Here is a 25,264-nt window from a genome sequence, read left to right on the forward strand (position 1 = left end):
CCACGAGCCGCCTGCCTGGTATAAGGCGTCCCGTGCCAGCGATGAGTCGAGAAGTATGCGCGCTCGCCGGCGCCGCGGGCGCCGCGCTCGCCGTGTCGGCGGCGGCCGTCAGCTGTCCTTCGCGGCCTGCGAGCGCCGCACCGCGGGTCGCGCCGGAGGCACCCCGGATCGCGGTGGAGGCGCCGCGGGCGCCGCGGATCGCAACGGAGGCGCCGCGGATCTCGCCGGAGCGCCTGCCGCACGGCGCGACGGGGTGGGCCGAGTCGGGCTGGGGCGGCGTGCGCGGCGTGACGATCGGGCCGATCGAGAACCTCCGGCACCCGGGCCGCGGCTACGGCACCGCGGCGAGCGGGCGGGCGATGGACGAGGCGGTGGCGATGGGCGCGACCTGGATCAGCCTGACGCCGTTCGGCCGCGTGTGGGACGGCAAGGGCACCGGCGTCGATCTCGTCTTCGAGGCGCCGTTCGAGGAGAACCGGCGCAACGTGCTCGCGGCGATCGCGCAGGCGCACGCGCGCGGGCTCAAGGTGCTGCTCGTCCCGCACCTCTGGGTCGAGAGCGGCGAGTGGCGGGCGCTGATCGATCCGGGGGATGACGCCGGCTGGGCGCGCTGGGCCGAGTCGTACCGCCGGTTCCTGCTCACGTGGGCCGCGGTCGCGCGCGAGGGCGGCGCCGAGATGCTCAGCGTGGGCGTCGAGCTGCGGAGCTGGGTGACGACGCCGCGGGCGGCGAGCTTCCTGCCGATCATCGAGGCGGTGCGCCGGGTGTACCCGGGGCTGCTCACCTACTCGGCGAACTGGGACGACGTCGAGCACACGCTGATCTTCGACGCGCTGGACCTCATCGGCATCAACGCCTTCTACCCGCTGGCCGAGCGCGAGGGCGCGTCGTTCGAGGAGCTCTTGCGCGGCGGGCGCAAGGTGGCGGCCGGGGTGGACGCGGTGGCGCGCGCGTGGGGCAAGCCGGTCCTGCTCACCGAGATCGGCTACACAACGCGGCGCGATCCCGCCGTGCGCCCGTGGGAGTGGCCCGACCGCATGAAGGACGTGGTCATCGATCAGCGCTCGCAGGCCGAGGCCTACGCCGCGGTGATGGCGCCGTTCCTCGACGCGCGCACCTGCGCCGGCTTCTTCGTCTGGCGGCTCTACGCCGACCCGGACGACGTCTCGCAGGAGGCCGAGTGGGGCTTCTCGCCGAGGGGCAAGCTGGCGGAGCTCGTGCTGCGCGACGCCTTCTCCACCCGCTGGGCCGCGGACGGCCCCTGGCTGCCCGGCGAGGTGCTCGGCAGGCACCGCGCGCGCACTCCCGGCGTCCTCGGCTGGGAGCTCGACCCGGACGAGCTCTAGGACGGCAGGCGCAGGGTGAACGTCGAGCCCTCGCCGGCGGCGCTCGTCACGTCGATGCGCCCGCCGTGCGCCTCGGCGATGCGGCGCGCGGCCCACAGGCCGAGGCCGACGCCCGGGGCCACGCGGCTCGACGACGGCGCGCGAAAGTAGCGCTCGAACAGCCGCCGCTGGTCCTCGGCCGCGATGCCGACGCCCGGGTCGGCGACCGCGATCGCGACCTCGGCGCCCTCGCGCACGACGGCGACCTGCACGGCGCCGCCCTCCGGCGAGTACTTGATGGCGTTCGCGACCAGGTTGTTGAGCACCTGCTCGATCCTTGTCGGGTCGCAGCGGAGCGGGATGGGCTCCTCGGGCAGCGACAGCCGGAGCTCGTGCGCGCTCGCCGTCGGCCGGTAGAGCTCCACGACCTCGCGGGCGAGCTCGCACGCGTCCCGGGTCTCGTGGCGCAGCTCGATCTCGCCGCCCTCGATCCGCGCGGCATCCATGAGGTCCGTGAGCATGCGATCGCAGCGCGCAGCCTCCTTCCCGATGCGGGCGAGCATCGGCCTGAGCCGCTCCTCGGGCGGCAGGGGCCGATCCGGCCGGAGGCGGTCGACGGTGAGCTTCAGCGCGGCGAGCGGGTTGCGCAGGTCGTGCGCGACGCTCGCGAGGATCCCGAGCTGCTTCCGGCGCTGCTCGGCCAGCGCGGCGGCCATCTCGTTGAACGCGACGGCGATCTCGCGCAGCTCGTCGAGCCCGCCCTGCGGCGCGCGGGCGTCGACCGCGCCGGCCCCGTAGCGATCGATCGCGGCGCGGATCGCGAGGAGAGGGCGATAGGCACGCCTGCTCAGCTGCCAGAGCGCGAGCAGGACGCCGGCGAGCAGCATCGCGACGGCCCCGAGGCTCACGGCCTCCGAGAGCCTGTTCATCTCGTCGACGCGTTCCCGGGCGATCCGCGCCTCGCCGAGCTTCGCGGCGAGCAGTTCATCGAGCGCGGCGAAGGCGCGATCTTGCACCTGCTCGGGGAGCCCAGCCTCCGGCCCGGCGACCGGGAGCGCCGTCTCGCTCGCCTGCGCGCGCGCGGCGAGGTAGCGCTTGATCTCCCGCTCGGTCGCCTTGAAGACGTCGGCGTTGTCCGCGGTGACAGGGTTCATGCGGAGGTCCTCGAGCCACCGCTCCACCTCGCGCCCGGCGGCGTCGCGCGCGCGGGCGTGCTCGGGGAGCTGGGTCAGCGCGACGCGGGCGCTCTCGCGCTCGTAAGAGAGGAGGTCGACCTCCAGCTCCAGGATGGACCGCACCTCTCGAACCAAGTTGAAGAGGCACGCGACCTCGCGGTCCAGGTACGCGGTGCTGAGCGTGAGGCCGCTCGCCGTCAGCAGCGCGAGGGCGGCGAGCCATGCGGTGCTCGCGGCCGCGAGTGTCTTCAGCTTCATCGTTGTTCCCCGATTCCGGCCCTGAGCGCGCCGAGAAGGCGCAGAGTGTAGCGCCTCGAGGGGGCACCGACCGTCCGGCTGGACGATTCGAAGCTCCCGAGGCCGCTCCGGCGAGGCGGCCGCGCCAGGGCTCTCCAGGATCGATGCCGGCACCCGGCGAAAGCGGCGCGCCTGCGCACCGTCGCCGCGGTGTCTCCGGGATCAGGCGGGCGTCTTCTCCACGCCCTTCGGGATCGACAGCGCCGCTCTGGCGATGGCCATCTGGCGCTCCAGCTCCTCTGGCGACGCCGGCGTCTCCAGGATCAGCGCCGCGTCGCCCGGGACGTGGGCGGCGACCCGCTGAAATGCGTGCGCCGCGTTGAGGCTCAGCGCGTCGTGGCGGCTGCCCGCGTTCACCTCGCTCACGTGGAGCTGCTTCAGCCGTGTCCGGTGCGCCTTCACAAGGAAATGCGCCTCGGTCATCGTGCGATCGACCTGGTGCGCGTGGCCGATATCGAAGCAGAACGACGCGTCGGGCAGCGCGTCGAAGAACGGCCCGAGCTCCTCCACCGTGCGGCCCGTCCGCTTTCGCTTGTCCATGTTCTCGAGGGCGAGCAGGCCGCCGAGCTGCCGGAAGGCGCCGAGATCATGGACGGTGTCGGGGTGGAGGACGATCAGCCAGCCCAGCGCGGCCACCTCCGCCATGGCGTCGGCGACGACGCGCTCCTCCGCCGCGTCGAAGCGGCTCGGGGCGTGGAACGAGACGTAGCGATACCGCGACAGGTCCAGGGATCCGAGGCGCCGGAGCAGCGGCTTGAGCTCCGAGATGCGCAGCGCGGAGAGCTCCACCGCGGTCGCGGAGCTCCCCTCCAGCATCGAGAGCGCTCGCTCGACGTCGCTGAGCGCGAGCGCCCCCGTCGAGTAGCCGATGGGTCGCATCAGAACACCCCGTACGTCTGGATGAGCTTGCGGAGCTCCGGGTCCTCCTCGAAGAAGAGCCGGTTGAGCCCGCCCTGGAACTCACGCCCGATATCGCGCACCCGCCTGAACGTCGGGTCGCTGCCGAGCTCGTCGAGCGGCAGCTGCTTCAGCCGGCCGCGCTCCTCCTCGTTCGACAGGAGCGCGAGGAACGCGTCGTAGCTGTCGAACAGCATCCGCGCCGTCTCCGCGGAGATCGCGGGCCGGAGCAGCACCTCGGCGAGGCTCTCCAGGGGCGTCACCCGGATGCGCTCCCGCAGGAAGCGCACGAACTCCGGCGTCGAGATCCGTTCGGCGTCGTCGGTCCACGTCGCCCGGTCCTTGCCGAACAGCTCGAAGCCGAAGCAGGTGATGAGCCCGCTCACGAAGATGAGCTTGCGCGACATCCTGAGCTTCGCGTTGCGGAGCGCCCAGCCCGAGCTGCGTTCCCGCTGCTTGTAGACGAAATCGACGGCGACGGTGCGCCAGTACCGGACGATGTCGTTCAGGAGGAACATCGGGATGATCTCGCGCTTGCTGCCGTAGAGCAGCCCGCGGTCGTCCTCCACGTAGCGCGAGAGCACGAGCCTGAGCACGCGCTCGTGGGCGTCCGGCGTGCCGATCGCGAGCGACTCCAGGAGCAGCAGGATGCGCTGGGTCGTGTTCTTGTTCGTGTCCTCCTGCCCGCCGATCTGGTGGAGGATCGGGTGGCTGAAGGCCACGTTGCCGAACACGCCCGTCGGGCCCGGCTCATGGAACTTCGCCCCCCTCAGGATCTTCGTGATGGCCTGGACCTGGCTGAAGTGCCCCTCGTCGGCCTGACCGTCGATGAGCAGCGTCCAGTCGAGATCGCTGCCGGTCGTGTACTCGCCCCGCGCCAGCGAGCCGAAGACGACCGCGCTCGTGTCGCACGGGATCTGCTCGCGGAGCAGCGCCGCGAGCCGCGCCCGGGTCTCCGCCGAGAGCCGCGCGGCCGCCTCGATGCTCGGCCATGACCGCCCCGCCTTCTCCCCGATCCGCTCGATGGCGCTCCGCGGCGCCCCGCCTTCGTCTCGTCTCATCGATCGCACCCTCGAGCGCGTCCGCCGCGCCTCACGCCCCGCTGTCGCCCGGGAGCGAGAGCCCGAACCACCGATTCACGAGATCATGGTGCTCGGCGAGGTGCTCGCGGTAGCGGGGGGTGCCGTCGAGCGCGGCCCGCTCGAAATCGACCCAGTACAGGGCGCTCGTCTTCTCGCCGATGAGCACGTTGCCGAGCTTGACGTCGAGCGGCGCGACGCCGCGCGCGTTCATCGCCCGGACGATCTCCTCGATGCTGCCGCGGTGGGCCTCGCCGCCGCCGCTCGCGAACGCCTCGATCTCGCGCCGATCGCGCTCCGGATCGAAGAGCTGCCCGAGCGGCGCGAGGTCGATGTCGAGGACCTTCTGCCCGCGCTCGGCGACCTGATGTTGCAGCGTCTGGCCGCGCACGTAGTCGATGAACAGGGTGCGCGTGGTGAGATGGAGATCGCGAATCCTCGGGACGCTGGGGAGGTCGCGCAGGCGGAGGAGCGCGGCCGCTTCGTTGTAGAAGAAGAGCCCGAGCAGGGCGGAGATGTGCGCGCCGACGGGCGCGTTCCGCGGCTGGCCGATGAAGCGCTTGCGCACGCACACGTACCCGCGGCGCAAGACGACGTGCAGCCGGTAGCGCAGGCGCGGCATCTTCTCGCTCCGCCGGTTGAAGAAGGGCACGTCGGCCGGGTGGATCGCGAAGGCGAAGCCGTCCTGATCGAGCTCGGCGAGCACCCTGTCCCCCGGGCCGAGCTCGGCGACCGACGGGATGTCGCTCGGGGTCACGGCGTCGGACACGGGGAGCGGGTTCTCGTCGAGCCGGCGCGCGAGGAGCGCCTTGACGGTCTCGATCCGCACGGCGAGCAGCCTCGTCGCGGTGTTCATGCCTGGCACGCGGCGCAGACCCTGGTCCAGGGCGCGCCGAAGTTCAGGGTTCATGCCCGTCTAGTAGCCGCTTCCGCTCGCCAAATCAAAAGGCGCCGTGGCGGCGAGGCGAGGTGGTAGGATGATCGAACGACCTGCCGCACCATCGAGCAGCGACGAGCAGCGACGAGCAGCGACGAGAAGCCGCGAGCACGACTCGGCGCGACGGAGCGCCAAACGTCACGATCGCCGGCGTTCAGGTGAGGCGTGTTGGCAGCGTGGGTGGCGGTGCACGGCGCGGTTTGCGCTTCAACAGGAGACCCGATTCGGGTAGCAACCCTCCATGGGGACTTCGACGCTGCGGATCGTCCATGTCGTGAGCAGCCTCAACGGCGGAGGCATGGAGCATTTCGTGCTGCGCCTCGCCGAGGCGCAGCGGCGCCACGGCCACGAGGCTTCCATCCTCGCGCTGCGCGGCGGGCCGCTCGCGGAGCTGGCGCGCCAGCGGGCGCTGCCGGTCACCGTGCTGGGCGGGCGCCTGCCCGCGCGGGTAACGCACGCGGCGCTGGCCTTCGCGCGCTCGCGGCCGCAGGTCATCCACGCGCACAACCCCACTGCGCTCCACTACGCCACCGTCGGCAAGGTCCTCACGCGGGCGCGGCTCGTCTTCACCGATCACGCCCAGACGCGCGGGATCATCCGCGTTCCTTCGCGCTTCGAGTGGCGCGCGACGGACGCCGTCGTCGGCTGCTCGCAGGACACGGCCGACAAGAGCGGCGCTGTGGGCGTGGCCGGCAACATCTCTGTCATTCACAACGGGATCGACATCACCCCGGCGCGGCGCACACGCGAGGAGGTGCGCGCCGAGCTCGGCTTCGACGCCGGGCCAGCGGCCCAGTCCGGACCTGCGAGCCCGCCCGGCGGCGCGTTCCTCGGGATCATGCCGGCCGCGTTCCATCCGGTGAAGGCCCACGAGGTGCTGCTCCGGGCGCTGGCGCGGCTGCGGGATCGCGGCGTCGCGGTCACGGTCCTCATCGTGGGCGACGGGGACGAGCGCGACCGCATCCACGGGCTCGCGAGGGAGCTCGGGATCCACGGCAAGGAGGCGCGCTTCCTCGGATTCCGCAAGGACGTGCCCGATCTGCTCCTCGCCGCCGACTTCTTCGTGCTGCCCTCGCGCGATGAGGGGCTGCCGCTCGCGGTGCTCGAGGCCATGGCGCGCGGCCTGCCTGTCGTGGTGACGCCGGTCGGCGGCGTCCCGGAGGTGGTGCGGAACGAGGAGCACGGCCTGCTCGTGCCGGTGGACGACCCTGACGCGCTCGCGGGCGCGATCGAGCGGCTCGCGGGGGATCCGACGCTCGCGCGGCGGCTCGGCGAGGCAGGGCACGCGCGGGTCCGCGACGACTTCTCCTTCGAGAAGATGACGCGCAAATACGAGCAGCTCTATCTCGGCCTCGGGTGACAGGCGAGCGCGCGATGAAGGTCCTCGTCTTCACCCACCATTACCCTTCCATGCGGCTGCCGATGATGGCGCCGTACAGCTATCACACGTACCGGGCGCTCTCGCGCCGCTGCGAGCTCAGGCTCGTGGGCCCGACGCCCTGGTGGACGCGCGTGCGCGGGGCGTCCCGGGAGCTCCTCGGCGGCGCGCGCGAGTCGCACACCGGCATCGACGCGCTGTTTCCCACGTACTGGTCGATCCCGGGGCTGCCGCGCCTGCACGCGCGGGCGATCCACGCGTCGCTCCGGGGCACGATGGCCGGGCTGCGGCGCGAGTTCCCCTACGACGTGGTCCTGGCCGCGTGGGCCTATCCCGACACGGTCGCCGCGGCGGCGTTCGCGCGGGAGGCGGGCGTGCCCCTCGTCACCACGGTGCTCGGCAGCGACATCAACGAGCAGCCGAGGAACGCCGTGCTGCGGGCGCAGATCGCGCCGGCGCTCCAGCGCTGCGCCCGGGTGGTGGCGGTGAGCGGGGCGCTCGGCGAGCGCCTGGTGGAGCTCGGGGTGCCGCGCGAGCGCGTCGTTGTGCAGCTCAACGCGGTCGACGGCGCGCGGTTCTCGATCCGGGACCGGGCCGCCCCGCGGCAGCGCCTCGGCCTGGCGGCCGACGCGAAGATGGTGCTCTACGCCGGCTACCATGTGCCCGAGAAGGGCGTGGACGTCCTCGTGGAGGCGATGGGGCGCCTCGCCGAGGCGGGCCGCCGCGACGTTCACCTGATGATGGTGGGCGGCGGCGATCTGCTCGAGCCGCTGCGCGCGCGGGTGCGCGCGCTCGGCCTCGAGGATCGCGTGCGGCTGTTCGGCTGGGCGTTGCCCGCGGAGATCCCGGAGTACATGGCGGCGTGCGACGTGTTCTGTCTGCCGAGCCGCCGCGAGGGCTGCCCGAACGTCGTCCTGGAGGCGCTCGCCTCGGGCCGCCCCGTCGTCGCGACCCGGGTGGGCGGCGTGCCGGAGCTCGTGCGCGAGGGGCAAGGCGGCAACGGCATCCTCGTCCCTGCCGGCGACCCCGGCGCGCTCGGGAGCGCGCTGATCCGGGCGCTGGACACGGCGTGGGATCCGGAGGCGCTGCGGGGGAGCGTGGGGGCGCTCTCGTGGGACGTCGTGGGGGATCGCTATCACGCGCTCCTCGAGGAGGTCCTCGGCGAGCGGCGCGCGGTGGGCTGAGGCGCTGCCCGGCTGCCGGGCCCTCGGCTTGCGGTGCTGTTTGGCGGGGAGCCCGGCGCGTCAGCTCGCGCAGGGGGGCGGCTTCAGCCGGTAGTCTCGGTAGTCGCCGGGGTTGCCCGCCTTGCCATCGAGCGCCGCGATCGCGATGTTGTACATCTCGCGCGCGGTCACGTAGTGGAGCATCCACTCCTTACCATCGTTGTACCGGGTGGTGAGCTCCCGGTGCAGCGTGTGGCTCCCCGCGCCGAGCAGCGACTCCGCCTGATCCTCGGGCGCGCCGTGCGTGTAGACCTTGACGAACACCCACTCGGGCCTCCCCTCGATGTGAATGTTCTGATCCACCCATGTCTTCACCCGGTCGGGCGTCGGCGGATCGACCGCCTGGAGCGCGCCGTACTCCATCCGCACCCGCACCCGGCTCCCCCGGCGCGTCAGCGCGAGCGCGAGCGGCCCCTCGATCATCAGGAGCCGGTCCTCCAGCATCTCGCCGACCTTGGCCCGGGCGCCCACGGTGTGGGCCTTCCGGCGCGACAGGTTGCCGGTCGGCCAGTAGATCTGGTTCACGATGCCGTGCTGCGACTCGTCAGGGGCCGACGGGAACGTGTAGTCGGCATAGCAGCCCGTCTCGAAGAGGAGCGGGAGCTCCGCGTCGACTCCGCAGTTCCGGGAGTCCCGCCCGGAGTTCGCCAGACACCAGTTGCCGTGGATGAACCCGTATCGCATGCGCCCGTCCGCGTCGCGCGAGAAGTGCCCGTGCTTCCCGAGGATCTCCAGGTACCTGAGGATGTCCGCGCGCAGGTTCTCCTCCGTGTCGTTGTGGTGGTGCAGGTGCAGCTCCACCTCGCCGAAGCCGCCGCGCGTGAGATCCGCCAGCGCGTCGAGCCACCCGGGCGTGTACTGCTCCCCCGGGAAGAAGAAGCTGTGGCGCGGGTGCCGGCCGTCCGCGTCGCGGTAGGCGCCGGCCATCTCGGGATATCGCTCGGACCACGCCCTCACCCGCGCGTCGCCGACCTCCGGTGTGGCGTTCTCCCACCCTGGCTCCCAGTGATCGCAGACGGCAAAGAGGAGGTGCCGCGGGCCGCTCGGACGCGGACTGCGGGCGTTCTCGAGCCTCTGTCGGGCGTAGCCGCCGAGCCAGTTGTGGAGGTTCTTGTTCCTGAGATACTGGAGCTTCGCCTGGAGTGTTCCGATCATGAGCTTTCTCGACCGCGGCGCGTTCGACCGGCGGCCGCCGCGGCGGACCGGATACTAACCCGGGCCCCCCGGGCACTGCTATAGCGGCTTCGGGGTCGACGCCGCGATCGAGACGGCCTCTCCGGTTGCACGCGGCTTCACGCGGCCTGCCCTCCACAGATGTGCGCGATCGGCTGCCCGCCCCGGTCTGCAGGGCACGAGCGGCGCAGGTGTCCGCGCGCGGCCGTTCCCGGCCGGCGTGTCGCCAGGAGCTGGGCCAGGAGCTGGGCCAGGAGCTGGGAACGAGCGCTCACGACACGCACGCCCGCTCGCCCGTTCGGCGCGGCCTCACCGCCGAGGTGCACGCAGGCGGTCAGAGGCCCAAGCGTGCCCCAGCAGAGGCGACAAGGCCGTCCAGGGCAGCCACGGGGGCGCGCTCGCCCTAGAGGCGCACAATGTGCTTGCAATTCTGTTGTGTGGCTGTCCAACCTGCTGATCGACAGCTCTTGTGGGCGACAATTTGCCCCACCTGTGGCGATTTTGTTCGACCCAACTTCACAGCGCGACCACCGGCTGTTGTGCTCGCGGTGAGCACCCCTACCGGAATCGCGCTGGCATGATCTCTGCTTTTCGTGGTAGCCGATTGTAGGCATCACTGATATCGAAGGAGCCAGGCATGATTTCAACCCCGATGACGCCGACCGAAGATCTGGTTTCCCTCCCGCAGCGGAGGGCCTCCCTCGAATCATCAGCTTCCATGGCTGAGGCGTGCGAGCTAGCCCGGCGGCTCGCCGACATGATCGAACGCCTCAGGTTCTGCACCCCGGAAGGTGACCAGGCCCAGACCCTCCGCATCGCCGAGGGCATGGCGCGCAGCGTGGCGGACGCCGTGAGCGACGTCATGCGCAGCCGCCGCACGCACGTGGCCTAGCCCGGCGCTCACAGCGCCCATCTCGACAAGGCCGAAGACGGGGGGGCCCACTCCCGGCCTGGAGACCTGCATGAATCCGAAGCGCAAAGGATTGCGACCCGGGGATCCGTACCCGCTCGGCGCAACGTGGGACGGCGTTGGAACGCAGTTCGCGCTGTTCTCCGAGAACGCTGAAGCGGTCGAGCTGTGCCTCGTCGACGACGAGGGGAACGAGCAACGCCTGCCGGTGCGTCACCGCACCTCGATGGTCTGGCACGTCTACGTGCCCGACGTCGGACCAGGGCAGAAGTACGGCTATCGCGTGCACGGCCCCTGGGCGCCGGAGCGCGGGTTGCGCTTCAACCCGCGGGCGCGCCTGCTCGATCCCTACGCGAAGGCGCTCGCGTCGCGGGTCCGATGGGAGGCCAACGCGTTCGCCCATCGCAGCGGCGAGCCCGACGGAGACCTCGTGATGGCCGAGGACGAGGCGCTCGGCTCCCCGCTCGGCGTCGTCATCGACCCCTCCTTCGACTGGACCGGAGAGCAGCGCCCGTGCGTCCCGTTCCACCGCAGCGTCATCTACGAGGCGCACGTCCGCGGCCTGACGATGCTGCACCCGGAGGTCCCGGAGGAGCTCCGCGGGACCTACCTGGGCATCGCCCACCCCGCCATCCTCGGGTACCTGCAGGTTCTCGGCGTCACGGCCGTCGAGGTGCTGCCCGTGCACGCCTTCGTGCACGAGAAGCTCCTGCTCGACAAGGGGCTACGGAACTACTGGGGCTATCACTCGATAGGCTTCTTCGCGCCGGACGTCGGGTACCGCGCGGGCGCCGAGGTGGCGTCCGAGGTCCGGCAGTTCAAGGAGATGGTGAAGGCCCTCCACGCCGCCGGGATCGAGGTCATCCTCGACGTCGTCTACAACCACACGGCCGAGGGCAACCACCTCGGCCCGACGCTGAGCCTGCGCGGCATCGACAACCCGACCTACTACCGGCTCGTCCCCGGCAACGAGCGCTACTATTTCGATTACACCGGCACGGGCAACACCCTCAACGTGCGCCACCCGCAGACGCTCCAGCTGATCATGGACTCGCTGCGGTACTGGGTCCTCGACATGCACGTGGACGGGTTCCGGTTCGACCTGGCGGCGGCGCTGGCGCGCGGCCTCCACGACGTCGACCAGCTCTCGAGCTTCTTCACGATCATCCACCAGGACCCGGTGCTCAGCCAGGTGAAGCTCATCGCCGAGCCCTGGGACGTGGGGCCCGGCGGCTACCAGGTGGGCAATTTCCCGGTGCGCTGGGCGGAGTGGAACGGCCGGTACCGGGACACGCTGCGCGACTTCTGGCGCGGCTCCGGCGGCGTCGCCTCCGATCTCGGGTTCCGGATCACGGGGAGCAGCGACCTCTACGAGAACAGCGGGCGCAGGCCGTACACGAGCATCAACTTCGTCACGGCCCACGACGGCTTCACCCTGGCCGACCTCGTCTCGTACGAAGGCAAGCACAACGAGGCGAACGGGGAGGGCAACTGCGACGGCGCGGACGACAACCGCGCGTGGAACTGCGGCGCCGAGGGGCCGACCGACGACCCCGAGATCCTCCGGCTGCGAGCGCGCCAGATGCGGAACATCATGGCGTCGCTCCTCTTCTCGCAGGGCACGCCGATGCTCCTCCACGGCGACGAGCGGGGGCGCACGCAGGAGGGGAACAACAACGGGTACTGCCAGGACAGCCCGCTCACGTGGCAGCCGTGGACCTGGGACGAGCCGTCGCGCGCGCTCCTGGAGTTCACGCGCAAGTGCCTCCGCATCCGGCACGAGCACCCGGCGCTCAGGCGCTCGACCTTCTTCAAGGGTCGCCCGATCCGCGGCGGAAAGACCTACGATATCCAGTGGTATCGCCCGGACGGGGAGCTGATGACCGACGAGGACTGGTCGAACCCATGCACGCAATGCCTGGGGGTGTTCCTGTCCGGAGAGGGCCTGGACGATGTGGACGAGTCCGGCGATCGGCTTGTCGACGACGACTTCTTCCTGCTGCTCAACGCGTCGCCCTGCGACCTGCCCTTCCTCCTCCCCTTCGCCGATGATCCCAGGCCGTGGCAGCTCGTCGTGGACACCCAGGACGACGCCGCGACCGAGGCGCGGAAGGGCGGGGAAGAGACGGCGCTGCACTCGCGCTCCCTCAAGCTCTTCCTGCGGAACCGGCGCGGCGCCTGAGCGGCCGCGCGCGGCGCGCCTCAGAAGCCGTTGAAGGCGCCGAGGAACAGGGGGGGCCCGGCGAACGCCGCGTCGAGGAGCGCGGCCGCCTTGGCGCTGCCCACCACGAAGCCCTGGCTCAGGAGATCGCGCGCCGACGTGGCGCCGAAATAGATCTGCGTGAGCCGCTCGATCGATAACGAGAGGCGATCGCCCGCCGTGCTGCCGGGCGCCGTCTGGACGCCGCGCGCCGCGAAGGTGACGTCGAAGGCGCGCGGCGCGTCCGTGAACACCGGGTCCTCGACGTCGAGGCCGATGGCGCCGCGGACGCCGTGCTTCCTCGGCGACGGGTGCAGCGCGAGCGCGGCGGCGACGTCGATGATGCGCCCCATCGCGCCGGCTGCCGTCAGGCCGAGGACGTTGCGGCGGTGCGCGACCTGCACGGGCGGGCACAGGCCGGGGTGCCGGGCCGCCGTCTCGTACGCGATCGGCTCGTCGCGGATGCCCGGCTCGTCGAGCAGCGGCGCGCCATAGCCGCGCGGGAGCACCAGCTCCACGGCCTCGTACTGGTCGCCGAGCGCGCCGAGGAAGCCGATGAGCCCGCGGTAAGCGCCCGGCGTCGGCGCGCGGAGCTCGCGGACGAGCAGCTGCTGGACGCCGTAGGCGCCCCCCTCCGGGACGTCGAAGAGCAGGTAGCCGGCGATCGCCTTGGAGCCCGGATCGACGTAGACCGCGCCGCTCTGGGAGCGCTTGAACACGCGCACGTCCCACCAGTACTCGCTCCGCTTCAGCTGGCCCGTCGTGTCGGTCCGCGCGAGATCGTAGGCCTGCTTGATGAGCGGCTCGTCCCGCGGGCGGGAGAAGGCCCGGACGTGGCGGCGCAGCACCGAGTCCGGGAGCCGGTCGGGCGAGGTGCGCACGACGTCCCGGAGCTCGCAGACGCCGAAGCCGAACCTGCGGTAGAACGAGAGCCGGAAGGGGTGGAGCAGCGCGAGCGCCTCGCCCCGGCGGCGCATGCGGCGGAGGCTCTCGCGGACGAGCCGATCGGCGATGCCCCGGCGGCGGAACTCCGGGAGCACCGCGACGGAGGCGAGGCCCTGGAACGGCACGTCCGCGCCCGCGAAGCTCATCGTCAGGTCGAGCGAGGTGACGTGCCCGACGAGCTGGCCGTCGGTCTCCGCGACGATCACGTTGTCGAGGGCGAGGTGCGCGTGCTCGGTGAAATACCGCAGCCACGCCTCCGGATCGCCCGCCTGGAACGCGCGGTAGGCGGTCGTGGCGAGCGTGCCCTCCTCGCCCTTGCGGGCGCTGCGAAACACGAGCTCGTGGTTGGAACGGCTCGGGGTGCGGGCGCGCGCCATGACGGCCAGGCTAGCCCGCCTTGGAAGGCGCGCCTACAGGGCTCGGCGGTCCGGCGCCGGCCGCCTGGTGCAGCGCGTCCGCCATCTCCTCGGCCGCGCCGAAGCGGCCGGTCGGCTCGCGGGAGAGCGCCTTGACGAACCACGCGTCGAGGGCAGGCGTGATGTCGGCAGAGCGCTCGCTCGGGAGCGGGAAGATGCCGATACGGATGGCGCCCAGCAGGGCCTCGAGCCCCTTCTGCTCGAACGGCGGAGCGCCGGTGAGCGCCTGGTACGCCATGACGGCCACCGACCAGAGGTCCGAGCGGCCATCGACCCGCTTCGGGTTGAAGAACTGCTCCGGGCTCATGTAAACGAGGTCGCCGACGACCGCGCCCGTGGCCGTCAGCGTCGTCCCGTCGGGGTCGACATCTCCCCTGGCCACCCCGAAATCGAGCAGCTTGACGCAGGTGCTCCCGCCGGCGTCGGCGAGGAAGACGTGCTCCGGCGTGATGTCGCGGTGAATGATCCCGAGCCCGTGCGCCGCGGTGAGCCCCTTGCAGAGCTGCGAGACGATGGAGACCGTCTCTTGCAGGGAGAGGCGCGCGGCGCGCGCGAGCCGGTCGGATAGCTTCTCACCGCACAGCAGCTCCATCACGATGTACTGGAGGCCGTCGCCGGAGACGCCGTGCTCGTAGACCTCGGCCACATGAGGGCTCTTGATCCTCGCCATGAGCGCGCCCTCGCGGTGGAACCGGGCAACCGCGGTCGAGTTGGTCGCGAGCGACGCAGAGATGAACTTGACGGCGACGTCCTTGCCGAGCCCGAGGTGACGCGCCGTCCAGATACTGCCGACTCCCCCCATCCTGAGGAGGCTGATGAGCGTGAGGTGCGGCGCGACGTGGGACCCAGGCTCAAGCCGCATCGACGTCAGTATGCATGATGGGTCCTTGCCTGGCCACCGGACGGCGGGCAGCGGAGCGGTTCGTCGCGCCGCCGCCGCCGCCGCCGCCGCCGCCGCCGCCACGGCCTCGCCGCGCGAGGGCGTCCCCTGTCTCGACGGTCGCGGCGCGTCGCGCGTGCCGGCGCGCGACGGGCATGAGCGCGGGGCGGCTCCCCTCGGAGCACGCAGGGCGTCGCGCGGCTCAGTACAGCCCCTCGGGGGGCCGACCATCGGACATGAACTTCTTCGCGACGGCCGCGATCCGCCGCACGCCGAGCTCCTGCCGGACGGGCACGAGGTAGGTGAGCAGCGCCTCGAGGTAGGCGCCGTCGGGCTGCGGATCGGACGCCTCGAGCCGATGCAGCGCCTCGAGCGTCTTCACGGCGTGCGCCGTGAAGATCGGCCTCACCGCGGCGTCGAACGCGGCGAACGGGGCGAGCTCGGCGAAGGCGCGCCGGCGGCCGTCGGCGTCGAGCTCCCGCGCGATCGCGAGCGCCCCGGCGACGTCGCGCGCCTCCACCGCCTGGCGCAGCGCGCCGCCGGACGCTCGCGCCGCGGGCGGGGGCGCGGGCGGGGCGGGGGCGTCGCCGTTGCGGAGCTTGCCGACGAAGCCGGCGGCGAGCACGGCGAGCCGCGCGGCCTCGCGCGGGAGGGCCTCGCGGCCGAGCGCGGCCGCCGCCTCCGCGAAGGTGACGGCGTGGGTGACGTCGAGCACCCCGACCTCGGCGTCGAGGCGCTGTTCCCAGGCCGAATCGAAGCGCGCGAGGCGGACGGCCGCGGCGTGGCCGACCGCGCCGAGCAGCGCGAGCGGGCCGGCGCCGCGCGCGAGCCAGCGCGCGGTCGCCTCGACGGCCGGCCGCTCCCCGGCGAGCACCTCCGCCTCGAAGGCGGCGCGCTCCGCGGGGTCGAGCGGCACCGCGCCTGCGGCGCCCGCGGCGCCCGCGCCTGCGGCGCTCGCCCCCGCGGACCCGGCGCAGGCCTCGGAGCCGGGCAGGGGCAGCTCGGCGAGGCCCGCGAGCGCGGCGCGCGTGGCGGCGAAGGGGGGCAGGCTCGTGTCGGCGGTGGCCCAGGCGAGCTGCACCGTCGAGGCGGCGAGGACCTCGTCGGCCGCGGAGGGGAATCGCTCGGCCAGCTCGAGCGCCTTCGCGAGGAAGATCGCGCCGTGCCCGTAGTCGTAGAGGTGCTGCGCGACGAAGGGCAGGAGCGCCCGGCGCGCGCCGGCAGTGCCGCGGACCTCGACGAGCTCGCGCATCCGCGCCTCGGCCTCGTCGCGCCGCTCCGCCGCGAGCGCCTCGCTCACCTTCGCCGGCTCGTCGAGCTCGAAGTCGGCGATGCGCACGAGCGGCGAGCGGCCCGTCGCCTTGCCGGCGCCCTTGCCGCGCGGGCCGAGCCGGGCCGACGCCTCGCCGATCGCGTGGGCGGCGACCACGAACGCCTCCTCGGCGGGGACCCAGCCGCGCTCGACCCAGGCGCAGAGCTCCGAGAGCAGCGCGAGGCCGTGATCGAAGCCGTACTCGGCGCGCTCGGCCCCGTCCTTGGCGAGCACCTCGAACGCGAGGTGCAGGCTGCCGAGGCCGGTCTCCATGCGGTGGAGCCCGAGCGCGCCCAGCCGGAGGCCCTCGCGCAGGGCGCGCGCCGGATCGTCGCGCAGGACCGCCTCGCGCAGGCCGGCGACGAGGCGCCGCACCTCGGCCGCGGTGTCGACGGCCCGGTTGAGCAGCACGCGATCGCCATCGATGCGCGTCGCGTAGCGCCGCACCGGCTCGCCGCCGAACGCGCAGGCGCCCGAGGCGAGGTCGAACTTCCAGTTGTGCCACGCGCACGTCAGCACGCCGCCGCGCAGCGCGCCCTCCGAGAGCGGATAACCCTGGTGGGGGCACCGATCGTCGAGCGCGTGGACCTCGCCGCCCCGGAGGACGCAGGCGAAGCGCCGCCCGGCGCCGTCCTTGCGCAGCACCGGCTCGTCCGCCGGAAACTCGGAGAGAGGGCCCAGATCGATCCAGTCCGACTTCATGGCTTTCCCGCGCGGCGGCGCACGGCACATCCGATCACTGCGTGCGTCGCGCCAGCGACGCCCAGGGTAGCCGAGAGCAGGGCGGGGAGGGACCGCGAATCCCGGGTGCGCGCCGAAAAGGCCCCGCCCGACCCGCGCCGCGCGATCACCCCTTCACGCACAGGACCTGCCGGAGCTCCGCGACGATCTCCACGAGATCGCGCTGGTCCTCCATGACGCGCTCGATCGGCTTGTAGGCGGCGGGGATCTCGTCGAGGACGCCGCCGTCCTTGCGGCACTCGACGCCGGCTGTCTGCGCGGCCAGGTCCTTCGTGGTGAAGCGCCGCTTCGCCTCGCCGCGGCTCATCCTGCGCCCCGCGCCGTGCGACGCGCTCTCGAACGCCTCGGGGTTGCCGAGGCCCCGGACGATGTACGAGCGCGTGCCCATCGAGCCGGGGATGATCCCGAGCTCGCCCTTGCCGGCCCGGATCGCGCCCTTGCGCGTCACAAGCACCTCCTCGCCGAAATGGACCTCCTCGGCCACGTAGTTGTGATGGCAGTAGATGGCTTCCTGGATCTCGAGCTGCGGAAAATGCCGCCGAAGGACGCCCTCGGCGAGGTGGAACATGGCCTCGCGGTTCGCGCGGGCGTACCGCTGCGCCCAGAAGAGGTCGTGCCGGTAGGCCTTCATCTCCGGGGTGCCGGCGAGGAACACAGCGAGCTCGCGATCGGGCAGGTCGCGGTTGTGGGCGAGCTTCTTCGCCCTGGCGATGTGGATCTCGGCGAGCTCCTTGCCGATGTTGCGAGAGCCGGAGTGGAGCATCAGCCACACGCCGCCGCCCGTGTCGAGGCAGAGCTCGATGAAATGGTTGCCGCCGCCGAGCGTGCCGAGCTGACAGCGCGCCCTCGTGAACAGCCCCTGGACCTTCGGGGTCAGGCTCGCGAACTCCTCCCAGAGCGGCAGGCCCGCGAACCCCGTGAGCGGCGTGTCGTGGGCGGCGAAGCCCACGGGGATCGTCCGCTCGATGTCGCTCCGGATGCGCTTGAGGTCGTCGGGCAGGTCGGCCGCGGTGAGGTTCGTGCGGAGCGCGCCCATCCCGCAGCCGATGTCGACGCCGACGGCGGCCGGCGCGACCGCGTCCCGCATCGCGATGACCGAGCCGACGGTCGCGCCCTTGCCGAAGTGGACGTCGGGCATCGCGGCGACGTGATGGAACACCCAGGGCAGGGCGCTGATGTTGCGCAGCTGCTCGAGCGCGACCCGCTCGACCTCCTCCGGCCGGGTCCACAGCTTGATGTCCACGTTCTTGCCCTGGATCTGCGCGGGTCCCATCCGGGCAGATATAGCGCGCGGCGCCGCGCCCGCTGAGGGAATCGGCGGCTTCGGCCGTCTCCTCCGCAGGGTCGCGCTCCTCCACGCGATCCGCTCCGGCGGTGCATCCCGGACTGACCGCGAGGAGCGCCACCGCGAGCCACATTGTTGGCGCCGTGTTGCGTTGGACAGGGACGCGTGCGCCGGACCGCCGCGGGGGCGCGTACCCCGTTCTGCCTTGCAGGGCCTCGGAGTTGCTGATACGCGTCGATATCGCGGCTTCCGGGGTACTTGGCCATGTCGTCTGCACGCGCCCTCTCCATCGCAACCCTGGCGGCCGTGGCCTCCGCGCTCATCATCGGTTGCGACAGCCGCAAGCCCACCGGCGAGGCCGCGGCCGGCAAGCCCGACGCCGCCGCGCCCGCCGCGGCGGCCGGTACCCCGGAGGTCCGCAAGGCCGTCGCGCCCCCGGCCGACGATCGCTTCGCGGCCCAGATCGCCGCGAATTTGCCCCGGGTGCCCGACCCGGCGATCCAGGTCCCGGAGAGCGGCGGCGCGGGCGCCGAGCTCGACAATGCCACCTTCCGCGATCGCACCATCGCATTTGTCCGCCAGGTCGCCGCGGGCGGCGACAAGGTGGCGTGCGATCTGTCCCTGTCGTCCAAACGCCCTTTCCGCGCCGTGGTGATGGGGTTCCAGGAAGGGAAGCAGATCGCCCGCGCGGAGGCGTCGGACGCGGGGCTCTGCGTCGCGCTCAAGGAGGCGACGCGGCGGGCCGTGGCCGCGGCGGGGGGCGCGCGCGAGGCGCTCGCCGGCGCGCGGCTCGTCGTGGAGCTGCCGGATCATCATGAGTCGATGGTCGAGAGCGTCGAGCGGAAGGGGAAGGGCGTCGAGCTCACCCAGGGGCTCGTGCCGGTCCGCGCCCTCGACAAGGCCCTTCTCGCGAAGCGCATCGAGGACGGCAAAGGCTATCTGCTACGCGTCATCGACCCGCTGCACAAGGGGGTTCACAAGTACTATCACGCCCCTCAGGACCGGTTCGAGGACGAGCTCCACACGATCTACACCGCCTCCACGGCGCTGACCTTGCTGAAGCTGCACGCCTACAAGCCCGACGAGCGCCTGCTCCGCCAGGCGACCGAGGCCGCCGGCTTCATGATGGGCATGCAGAGCCGCGAGGTGCGCGATCGGACGGCCGGCGCCTTCTTCTACGCGTTCGATCTGGAGCGCAAGCGGCCCGAGCGCCGGCTGGTCGTCGGCACGGCGTCGAAGTCGATCTTCACGCTGATCGAGCTCCACGGCGTCACGAAGGAGAAGAAGTACCTCGAGTCCGCCGTGATCGCGGCCGACTGGCTGATCTCGATGCAGCGGCCCGACGGCAGCGTGCGCTCGGCCCTGGCCGGACAAGAGGGCGGCACATGGAAGGTCCAGGGCAAGGAGTCGACGCTCTACACGGGGCAGGTCCTGTCCGCGCTGTCGCGCACCTACCGGGCCACGAACAACAAGAAATACCTCGACGCCGCGGCCCAGACAGCGGACCTCCTGCTCGCCAGGATCGCCAAGCAGGGCTGCTTCCTCGGCGACGATTACAGGAAGCCCAACCCGATCTCGAGCTCGTGGGCGGTCATGTCTTTGCTCGACTTCGTCAGGGCGAGCGGCGACCAGCGCATCGAGCAGACCGTCTTCCGCTGCGCCGACGATCTCGTGAAGCGGCAGTGGCGCAGGCCCGAGGACGCCTACCGCTACGGCCGCTGGCAGCGGTCGCTGTCGAGCAGCGGGAGCGGGTGGCTCGCCGAGGTGATGTCGGAGGTACACCACCACTGCCGGCAGACGGGCATGACGGGCTGCGACCGGTACAAGGACGCTGTGGTCGCGGCGATCCGGCAGATCTTGCAATATACCTACGGCCCCGAGAACTCCTTCATGGTGAAGAACCCACAGGCGGCCGCCGGCGGGGTGTTCTGGAGCGTCAGGGATCGCTACGTGCGCACCGACTCGGTGTGCCACGCGATGAACGCATACCTCAACATGATCGGCGAGCTCGGCGACGGCCCGCTGCTCGCGCTGCCCGAGCGGCCCCTCGCCGAGCGGATGGCGCTCGCGGCGGAGTCGGCGAGCGCGGGCGCGGCGGATGCCGGGCCCGCCGAGGAGGACGGCGAGGAGAGCGACGAGGCCGCAGCAGGTCAGTCCGGGCCGAAGGACGAGGCGTCGGACGACTGATGAAAGCGCGCGCCGGCGGGCCGGCGGCGCTCTGGACCACGCGACCGCGACCCCGCGTGCCTCTCCGGGCCGAGCGCTGGAGATCCCAGGGATGAGCTCGCGGAGAGCTCCACTCCTGCGGTCGAAACCGGACAGGGCCGGCGCGGGGTGGTGTATATGGATCCGGCGTGATCGACCCGACCGGGGGCACGGCAGGAGGTCAAGATGCCGATGAGCAACAGCGACGTGGACAGTGGGACCAGCGCTCTTCTCGACGCGAAAGAGGCCGGCGCGAAAGAGGCCGGCGCGAAAGAGGCCGGCGCGAACGAGGCTCCGCGGGGGGGCCGCGCGGGCGCTGAAGGGGCGGCGGAGCCCATGAAGATGGCCTCCGCGTCCTCCACGGCGGGCTCGACCGACGTCGCTTTTGCCGAGGCCCTGTCCGCGCTCCGCGCGAGCCTCGGCACAGAGCCGGACCAGCTTTTTCTGAGCTACACCGAGGGCCACGATCTCGGCGAGCTCGCGCGCGCCACGGCGGCACTTCCGCCCTCGGTGCGCGTCCACGGATCGAGCTCCTGTCTCTCGGTGATGACCGCCGCCGGGGTCCACGGCGCGCCGGGCCCCGGCCTGGCGCTGTTCGGCATCGCGGACGCGCAAGGGGCCTACGGCGCCGCGGTCGAGCCGATCGGCGAGTCGCCGCGCGCCGCCGCCACCCGCGCGGCGCGCCGCGCGATGGAGGACGCCGGCCGGGCGGGCAAGCCGCCGGCGCTGTTCTGGCTGACCGCGCCGCTCGGGGTGGAGGAGCAGGTCCTCTGCGGGATCGAGGACGCCGTCGGGGCCGATGTGCCGGTGTTCGGCGGCACGTCTGCGGCGGACTCGCTCGACGGGGCGCTGTCGCAGCTCGGGCGCGGGCAGGCGCATCGCGACGCGGTGCTGCTGTCGGCGTTGTACCCTTCCGGCGAGGTCGCCCATGCGTTCGGCTCCGGCTACGCGCCGACCGAGCACCGGGGCTGGGTCACGCGCTCGGAGGGGCGGCGGGTGCCCGAGATCGACGGGCAGCCGGCGGCGGAGGTGTACAACCGCTGGACCGGCGGCATGTTCGCCGCGCAGCTCGGCGGCGGATCGATCGCTGCGGAGAGCGCCCTCTGCCCGCTCGGACGGCCTTCCGGCTGGGCCGGCAAGGCCCCCCAGTTCCTGCTCATCCATCCGAACGCGGTGGACAAGGACAACGCGCTGACGTTCGGCGTGCACATCAACGAGGGGGACGAGCTCGCGCTCATGAAGGGGTCGAGAGGGGGCGTGCTCCATCGCATCCAGTCCGTGGCGGGCGCCGCGCTGGAGGCCACGCGGCCCTCGTTCCAGCCGCAGGGCGCGCTGGTGATCTTCTGCGCCGGGTGCATGCTCGCGGTGCGTGACGACATCGGCCGCGTCGTCCAGGGGATGACCGCCGCGCTGGGGACGACGCCGTTCCTCGGCACGTTCACGTTCGGGGAACAGGGATGCTTCGTCCGCGGCAAGAACCAGCACGCGAACCTGTCGATCGCCGTCGTCCTGTTCGGGCAATCGACCCAGAACGAGCCGTAAAGGGCGGCGGCTGTCGCGCTCTCCAGGAGAACCCCGATGTCGCAGGTGAAGGTTTACGGTATCAAGGACAGGCTCGACCCGGTGAAGGAGACCCTGTCGCGGGTGATCCACGCCTGCGTCATGGAGGCGCTGCAGCTCCCGCAGGACAAGCGGGCGCACCGCTTCTTCCCGATGGAGCGCGAGGACATGCTGGCGCCGGGCGGGCGCACCGACGCCTACACGATCATCGAGATCTCGATGATGACCGGGCGCAGCGTGGAGACGAAGAAGAAGCTCGTGCGGCTCCTGTTCGACAGGATCCGGGACGAGGTTGGCATCGACCACCAGGACATCGAGATCTGCATCTCGGAGTCGCCGCCCCACGACTGGGGGTTCCGCGGCATGCACGGCGACGAGGTCAAGCTGAGCTACAAGGTCAACCTGTAGTGTCCCGTCCCTCGACGTCGCGCCCGAGCCACGCGCGCGAGAGCTCGCCCACCCGCGGAGGCGGCCCCGCGCCATCAGGACCCGCGCCAGCGCGCCATGGGCTGGCCCCACGGTCGCCTCCATGGCGCCGATCTCGATAAGCTGGTGCGCGAGCTCCGTGAGCTCCTCCAGATGATCCGGCGCATCTGAGGGATCCCCTCATTTCGTCACGAAATGAGGGGATCCCTCAGATGGCATCCTGCAGACCATGACCGTCGACCAGATCGGTCCCGCCATCGGGTACGAGAGCAGCCGCCGGGGCTCCTCGTGGCGCCCCACGCGGTTCGCGAGGCCGCCTCCCGCCATGGCGCCGCCACCTGCCCGACGGCACGCGTCACCGGGAATCCCTTGATCTTTGCCACCTGAACCCCTGGTGCGCGATCTGCCATGAGCGCCGCGCATGGGAGACGCCGACATCACCTTGCGCCACCTCGCCCGAAGGCGCCCCGAGGACCTGGTGCGCGCCCTCGTCCCCGAGGGGTGCCCCATCGAGGTCCTCGGCTGGGTCGACAGCCAGGTCACCAACATCGAGCGCCGCCTCGATAAGGCTTTGCGCCTGCGGGTCGGCGGCGAGCCGCGGGTGCTGCACGTCGAGTTCTGCTTCACGCTCCGCGACGACGTCCCGGATCGCGTGTTCGAATACCTCGGCTTCCTCTTCGCCGCGCTCCGCCTCGAAGCCCCCGGTGAGCCGGTGCCGCCGATCGAGAGCGTCGCCGTGGTCCTGTCGGGCCGCAGGCGGCGGTTGCCGGCGACAGGCAAGCGCCGCATCGCCTGGCCGGGGCGGCCGTTCAGCGGCGCGCACTTCCGGGTCGACGCCGTCTACCAGCGCACGGTCTCCGAGCTCCGGTCGCGGGGCAGCGTGCTCTGGCTTGTGTTCACCCCGCTCGCGCGTAACGCGACCGCGGCGGCGCTGCGGGACATCGTCAGGGAGATCCATGCGGGGGCGGAGACCGCCGAGGAGCGGGCCGAGCTGTACACGGCGCTCCTGGTGATGGCGACCATCGATCCCTGGGGGCATAATCTGCTGAAGGAGCTCATCGTCATGGTGGAGGACAAGGAAGAGGGGCTGCTCCGGCGCACGCCGATCATCGGGGAGATGATCATCGAGGCCGAGCGACGAGGAGAGGAGCGCGGCGAGCGACGAGGAGAGGAGCGCGGCGAGCGACGAGGAGAGGAGCGCGGCGAGCGACGAGGAGAGGAGCGCGGCGAGCGACGAGGAGAGGAGCGCGGCGAGCAGAAGGCGATCGCGGAGCTGCTCGGTCGGCTCTTCGCGCGGCGGATCGGGCGACGACCGACGGCCGAAGAAGAGCGCTCGATCGTCGAGCGAGCCCGCGCGCTCGGTCCGGGCGAGGTCGAGGATGCCTTGCTCGATCTCGACGGCGAGGCGCTGATTCGCTGGCTTGCGGAGCCGATTCGCCCATCGTAGCTCCCGCAGGAGGATGGTTCTCCGCGCGCGGGAGCGCCGCTGCGGCTCGCGGCGCCCTTCAAGCTCCGCTTCACTCCAGCATCGTTCGATCTCCCCTGACGATGCCGAGGGCGAAGCCCTGGCTCAGCCCGACCGCGTGCGCCGCGCCGCGAGCGCCGCGTCGAGGGCCTCGGTCTCGCGCTCGACGAGCTCGACGTCCAGCTCCGGGGGCGCGGTCTTGCGGGCGCGCTTCTCGGCCTCGGCCATGCGCCTCGCGTCGTCGGGCGCCTCGACCCAGGGGTGGGTGAGGCGCTCCGGGCGCACAAGCGGCATGGAGGGCCGCGGCCCCGCGGTCGCCTGGCGCCCCTCCTCGGCCGCGATCTCCAGCAGGCTCTCGCGGCTGATGCTCACCAGCTCGAAGCGCAGCGCCTCGGGCATCGAGCCGGCGCGCGCCGGCTGCTGCAGGTCGGCCTCGATCGCCGCCAGGGTCTCGTGGCCCACCGACGCCATGCCCACCCGGATCTCGGGCAGCGACGGCAGGATGTCGGCGTCCGGCAGCGACGCGGAGGGCTGGGGCGAGGCCGCGGGCGGCGGGGGCGCGTCGTGGAGCATCACCGGGCGCGCCAGCGAGCGGGGCGGCCCGCCGTTGGCGAGGAGGACCAGGCCCGCGACGGCGCTGCGCCTGCTGGCCGGCGGCGACGGCGCGGCGCGCCTGGAGGGCGACGGCGGCCGCTCGCAGGAGGCCGCGACCGCGCAGGGGGACGGCGGCGGCTCGCGGACCTCGGCGACCGCGCGGCGCACCGAGGGAGGGGCCGCCTCGGTGCGCGGCCGCGAGGCCGAGGAGGGCGCCGCCTCGGTGCGCGGCCGCGAGGCCGAGGAGGGCGCCGCCTCGGTGCGCGGGCGCGAGCGGGTGCGCCGGTGCCCCTTGCGGACCGGCTGCGGCTCCGCCGGGGTGCCCTCGTCGATGGCGCGCAGGCCGCGCTCGATCGCGGGCAGCACGCCCTCCCGCTCCGCCCACGTGGGCATGACCACGCAGAGGATCACCTCCGCGGTCACACCGAAGTACAGGTCGACGGGCGCCGCGCCGCCGTACGGGACCAGGTCCTCGCGCGACAGCTCCACATGCCCGAGCCGGCCCCGGTCTCCGAGGCTCAGCGCAGCCTCGACGATCCGGCTGCGGCCCTCCTTGGACATGTCGCGCGGCGCTCGTCGGGTGACGAGCTGTCCCCGCCGGGTGATCACGAAGGCGAAGTCTGCTCCCGCAGCGACGTAGGTCCGGTCCGAGATCGCGTCGAGATCCACCACCTTCGCACCCTACACGATCCAGGGCGGCAGCGTCCGAGGATCGTGTCTATCCGGGGCCATCAGGCCCCGCACGAGCGAGAAATTGCCGGCGCTGGTTGGAAGATTGCCAGTAGGGCGCAATGCGCCGCGCGCTCCCTGCGGAGTCTCCACGGCGAACGCCGCTCGTGCA

General features: G+C 72.2%; 19 protein-coding genes. 9 read left to right on the plus strand and 10 right to left on the minus strand.

Annotated features, from left to right (window positions below; genetic code table 11):
- Positions 1-41 precede the first annotated feature (41 nt).
- Positions 42-1,346 carry a glycoside hydrolase family 113 gene (locus WMF17_RS07035; RefSeq protein ID WP_437601183.1) on the plus strand — a complete coding sequence of 435 codons (1,305 nt, stop codon included), beginning with the start codon at positions 42-44 and terminating at the stop codon, positions 1,344-1,346.
- On the opposite strand, the gene WMF17_RS07040 is transcribed toward WMF17_RS07035, so the two are convergent.
- From WMF17_RS07040 to WMF17_RS07055, 4 genes are all read right to left on the minus strand, one after another.
- The gene (locus WMF17_RS07040) at positions 1,343-2,758 is read right to left on the minus strand and encodes an ATP-binding protein (RefSeq protein WP_437601184.1); all 1,416 of its coding nucleotides are present in this window, start codon (positions 2,756-2,758) and stop codon (positions 1,343-1,345) included. The genes WMF17_RS07035 and WMF17_RS07040 overlap by 4 nt on opposite strands.
- Before the next feature lie 201 nt (positions 2,759-2,959).
- Positions 2,960-3,676, minus strand: a complete 717-nt coding sequence (locus WMF17_RS07045) for a hypothetical protein (RefSeq protein WP_437601185.1) — start codon at positions 3,674-3,676, stop codon at positions 2,960-2,962.
- Positions 3,676-4,755 (minus strand): nucleotidyltransferase domain-containing protein, encoded by a 1,080-nt coding sequence (locus WMF17_RS07050; protein WP_437601186.1) that lies wholly within the window; start codon positions 4,753-4,755, stop codon positions 3,676-3,678. The genes WMF17_RS07045 and WMF17_RS07050 overlap by 1 nt, the downstream gene beginning before the upstream one ends.
- 31 nt (positions 4,756-4,786) lie before the next feature.
- Positions 4,787-5,683 carry a hypothetical protein gene (locus WMF17_RS07055; RefSeq protein ID WP_437601187.1) on the minus strand — a complete coding sequence of 299 codons (897 nt, stop codon included), beginning with the start codon at positions 5,681-5,683 and terminating at the stop codon, positions 4,787-4,789.
- Positions 5,684-5,951: 268 nt separating this feature from the next.
- On the opposite strand from WMF17_RS07055, the gene WMF17_RS07060 reads away from it, so the two are divergent.
- Positions 5,952-7,070, plus strand: a complete 1,119-nt coding sequence (locus WMF17_RS07060; protein ID WP_437601188.1) for a glycosyltransferase family 4 protein — start codon at positions 5,952-5,954, stop codon at positions 7,068-7,070.
- 14 nt (positions 7,071-7,084) lie between these two features.
- Complete coding sequence (locus WMF17_RS07065) at positions 7,085-8,272, plus strand: glycosyltransferase family 4 protein (protein ID WP_437648727.1); 1,188 nt, start codon at positions 7,085-7,087, stop codon at positions 8,270-8,272.
- 60 nt (positions 8,273-8,332) lie between these two features.
- Here the strand turns inward: WMF17_RS07065 and WMF17_RS07070 are convergent, their stop codons facing one another.
- Entirely contained in the window at positions 8,333-9,466 is a 1,134-nt protein-coding gene (locus WMF17_RS07070; protein WP_437601190.1) for a hypothetical protein, read from the minus strand.
- 736 nt (positions 9,467-10,202) lie between these two features.
- Here WMF17_RS07070 and WMF17_RS07075 point away from each other — a divergent pair.
- Both WMF17_RS07075 and glgX read left to right on the plus strand, forming a co-directional pair.
- Positions 10,203-10,376 (plus strand): hypothetical protein, encoded by a 174-nt coding sequence (locus WMF17_RS07075; RefSeq protein WP_437648728.1) that lies wholly within the window; start codon positions 10,203-10,205, stop codon positions 10,374-10,376.
- A 70-nt stretch (positions 10,377-10,446) separates the two neighbouring features.
- On the plus strand, positions 10,447-12,576 hold the full coding sequence (glgX, locus tag WMF17_RS07080) for a glycogen debranching protein GlgX (protein WP_437648729.1): 2,130 nt from the start codon (positions 10,447-10,449) through the stop codon (positions 12,574-12,576).
- Positions 12,577-12,596: 20 nt separating this feature from the next.
- Here the strand turns inward: glgX and WMF17_RS07085 are convergent, their stop codons facing one another.
- From WMF17_RS07085 to WMF17_RS07100, 4 genes are all read right to left on the minus strand, one after another.
- Complete coding sequence (locus WMF17_RS07085; protein WP_437648730.1) at positions 12,597-13,916, minus strand: GNAT family N-acetyltransferase; 1,320 nt, start codon at positions 13,914-13,916, stop codon at positions 12,597-12,599.
- 10 nt (positions 13,917-13,926) lie between these two features.
- Positions 13,927-14,817 carry a serine/threonine-protein kinase gene (locus WMF17_RS07090; protein ID WP_437648731.1) on the minus strand — a complete coding sequence of 297 codons (891 nt, stop codon included), beginning with the start codon at positions 14,815-14,817 and terminating at the stop codon, positions 13,927-13,929.
- Positions 14,818-15,037: 220 nt separating this feature from the next.
- Complete coding sequence (locus tag WMF17_RS07095) at positions 15,038-16,849, minus strand: Rieske 2Fe-2S domain-containing protein (protein ID WP_437648732.1); 1,812 nt, start codon at positions 16,847-16,849, stop codon at positions 15,038-15,040.
- Positions 16,850-16,994: 145 nt separating this feature from the next.
- The gene (locus tag WMF17_RS07100; protein ID WP_437648733.1) at positions 16,995-18,161 is read right to left on the minus strand and encodes an RtcB family protein; all 1,167 of its coding nucleotides are present in this window, start codon (positions 18,159-18,161) and stop codon (positions 16,995-16,997) included.
- A 276-nt stretch (positions 18,162-18,437) separates the two neighbouring features.
- Here WMF17_RS07100 and WMF17_RS07105 point away from each other — a divergent pair, with 276 nt between their 5' ends.
- From WMF17_RS07105 to WMF17_RS07120, 4 genes are all read left to right on the plus strand, one after another.
- The gene (locus WMF17_RS07105; protein ID WP_437648734.1) at positions 18,438-20,360 is read left to right on the plus strand and encodes a D-glucuronyl C5-epimerase family protein; all 1,923 of its coding nucleotides are present in this window, start codon (positions 18,438-18,440) and stop codon (positions 20,358-20,360) included.
- 204 nt (positions 20,361-20,564) lie between these two features.
- Positions 20,565-21,920, plus strand: a complete 1,356-nt coding sequence (locus tag WMF17_RS07110; protein ID WP_437648735.1) for an FIST signal transduction protein — start codon at positions 20,565-20,567, stop codon at positions 21,918-21,920.
- Between the two features lie 36 nt (positions 21,921-21,956).
- Positions 21,957-22,346 (plus strand): tautomerase family protein, encoded by a 390-nt coding sequence (locus tag WMF17_RS07115; protein ID WP_437648736.1) that lies wholly within the window; start codon positions 21,957-21,959, stop codon positions 22,344-22,346.
- A gap of 439 nt (positions 22,347-22,785) precedes the next feature.
- Positions 22,786-23,811 (plus strand): hypothetical protein, encoded by a 1,026-nt coding sequence (locus WMF17_RS07120; protein ID WP_437648737.1) that lies wholly within the window; start codon positions 22,786-22,788, stop codon positions 23,809-23,811.
- 123 nt (positions 23,812-23,934) lie between these two features.
- On the opposite strand, the gene WMF17_RS07125 is transcribed toward WMF17_RS07120, so the two are convergent.
- Positions 23,935-25,095, minus strand: coding sequence for a hypothetical protein (locus WMF17_RS07125; protein ID WP_437648738.1), 1,161 nt, complete (start codon positions 25,093-25,095; stop codon positions 23,935-23,937).
- Positions 25,096-25,264 lie beyond the last annotated feature (169 nt).

Source organism: Sorangium sp. So ce362 (assembly GCF_051519845.1).
Classification (GTDB): domain Bacteria; phylum Myxococcota_A; class Polyangia; order Polyangiales; family Polyangiaceae; genus Sorangium.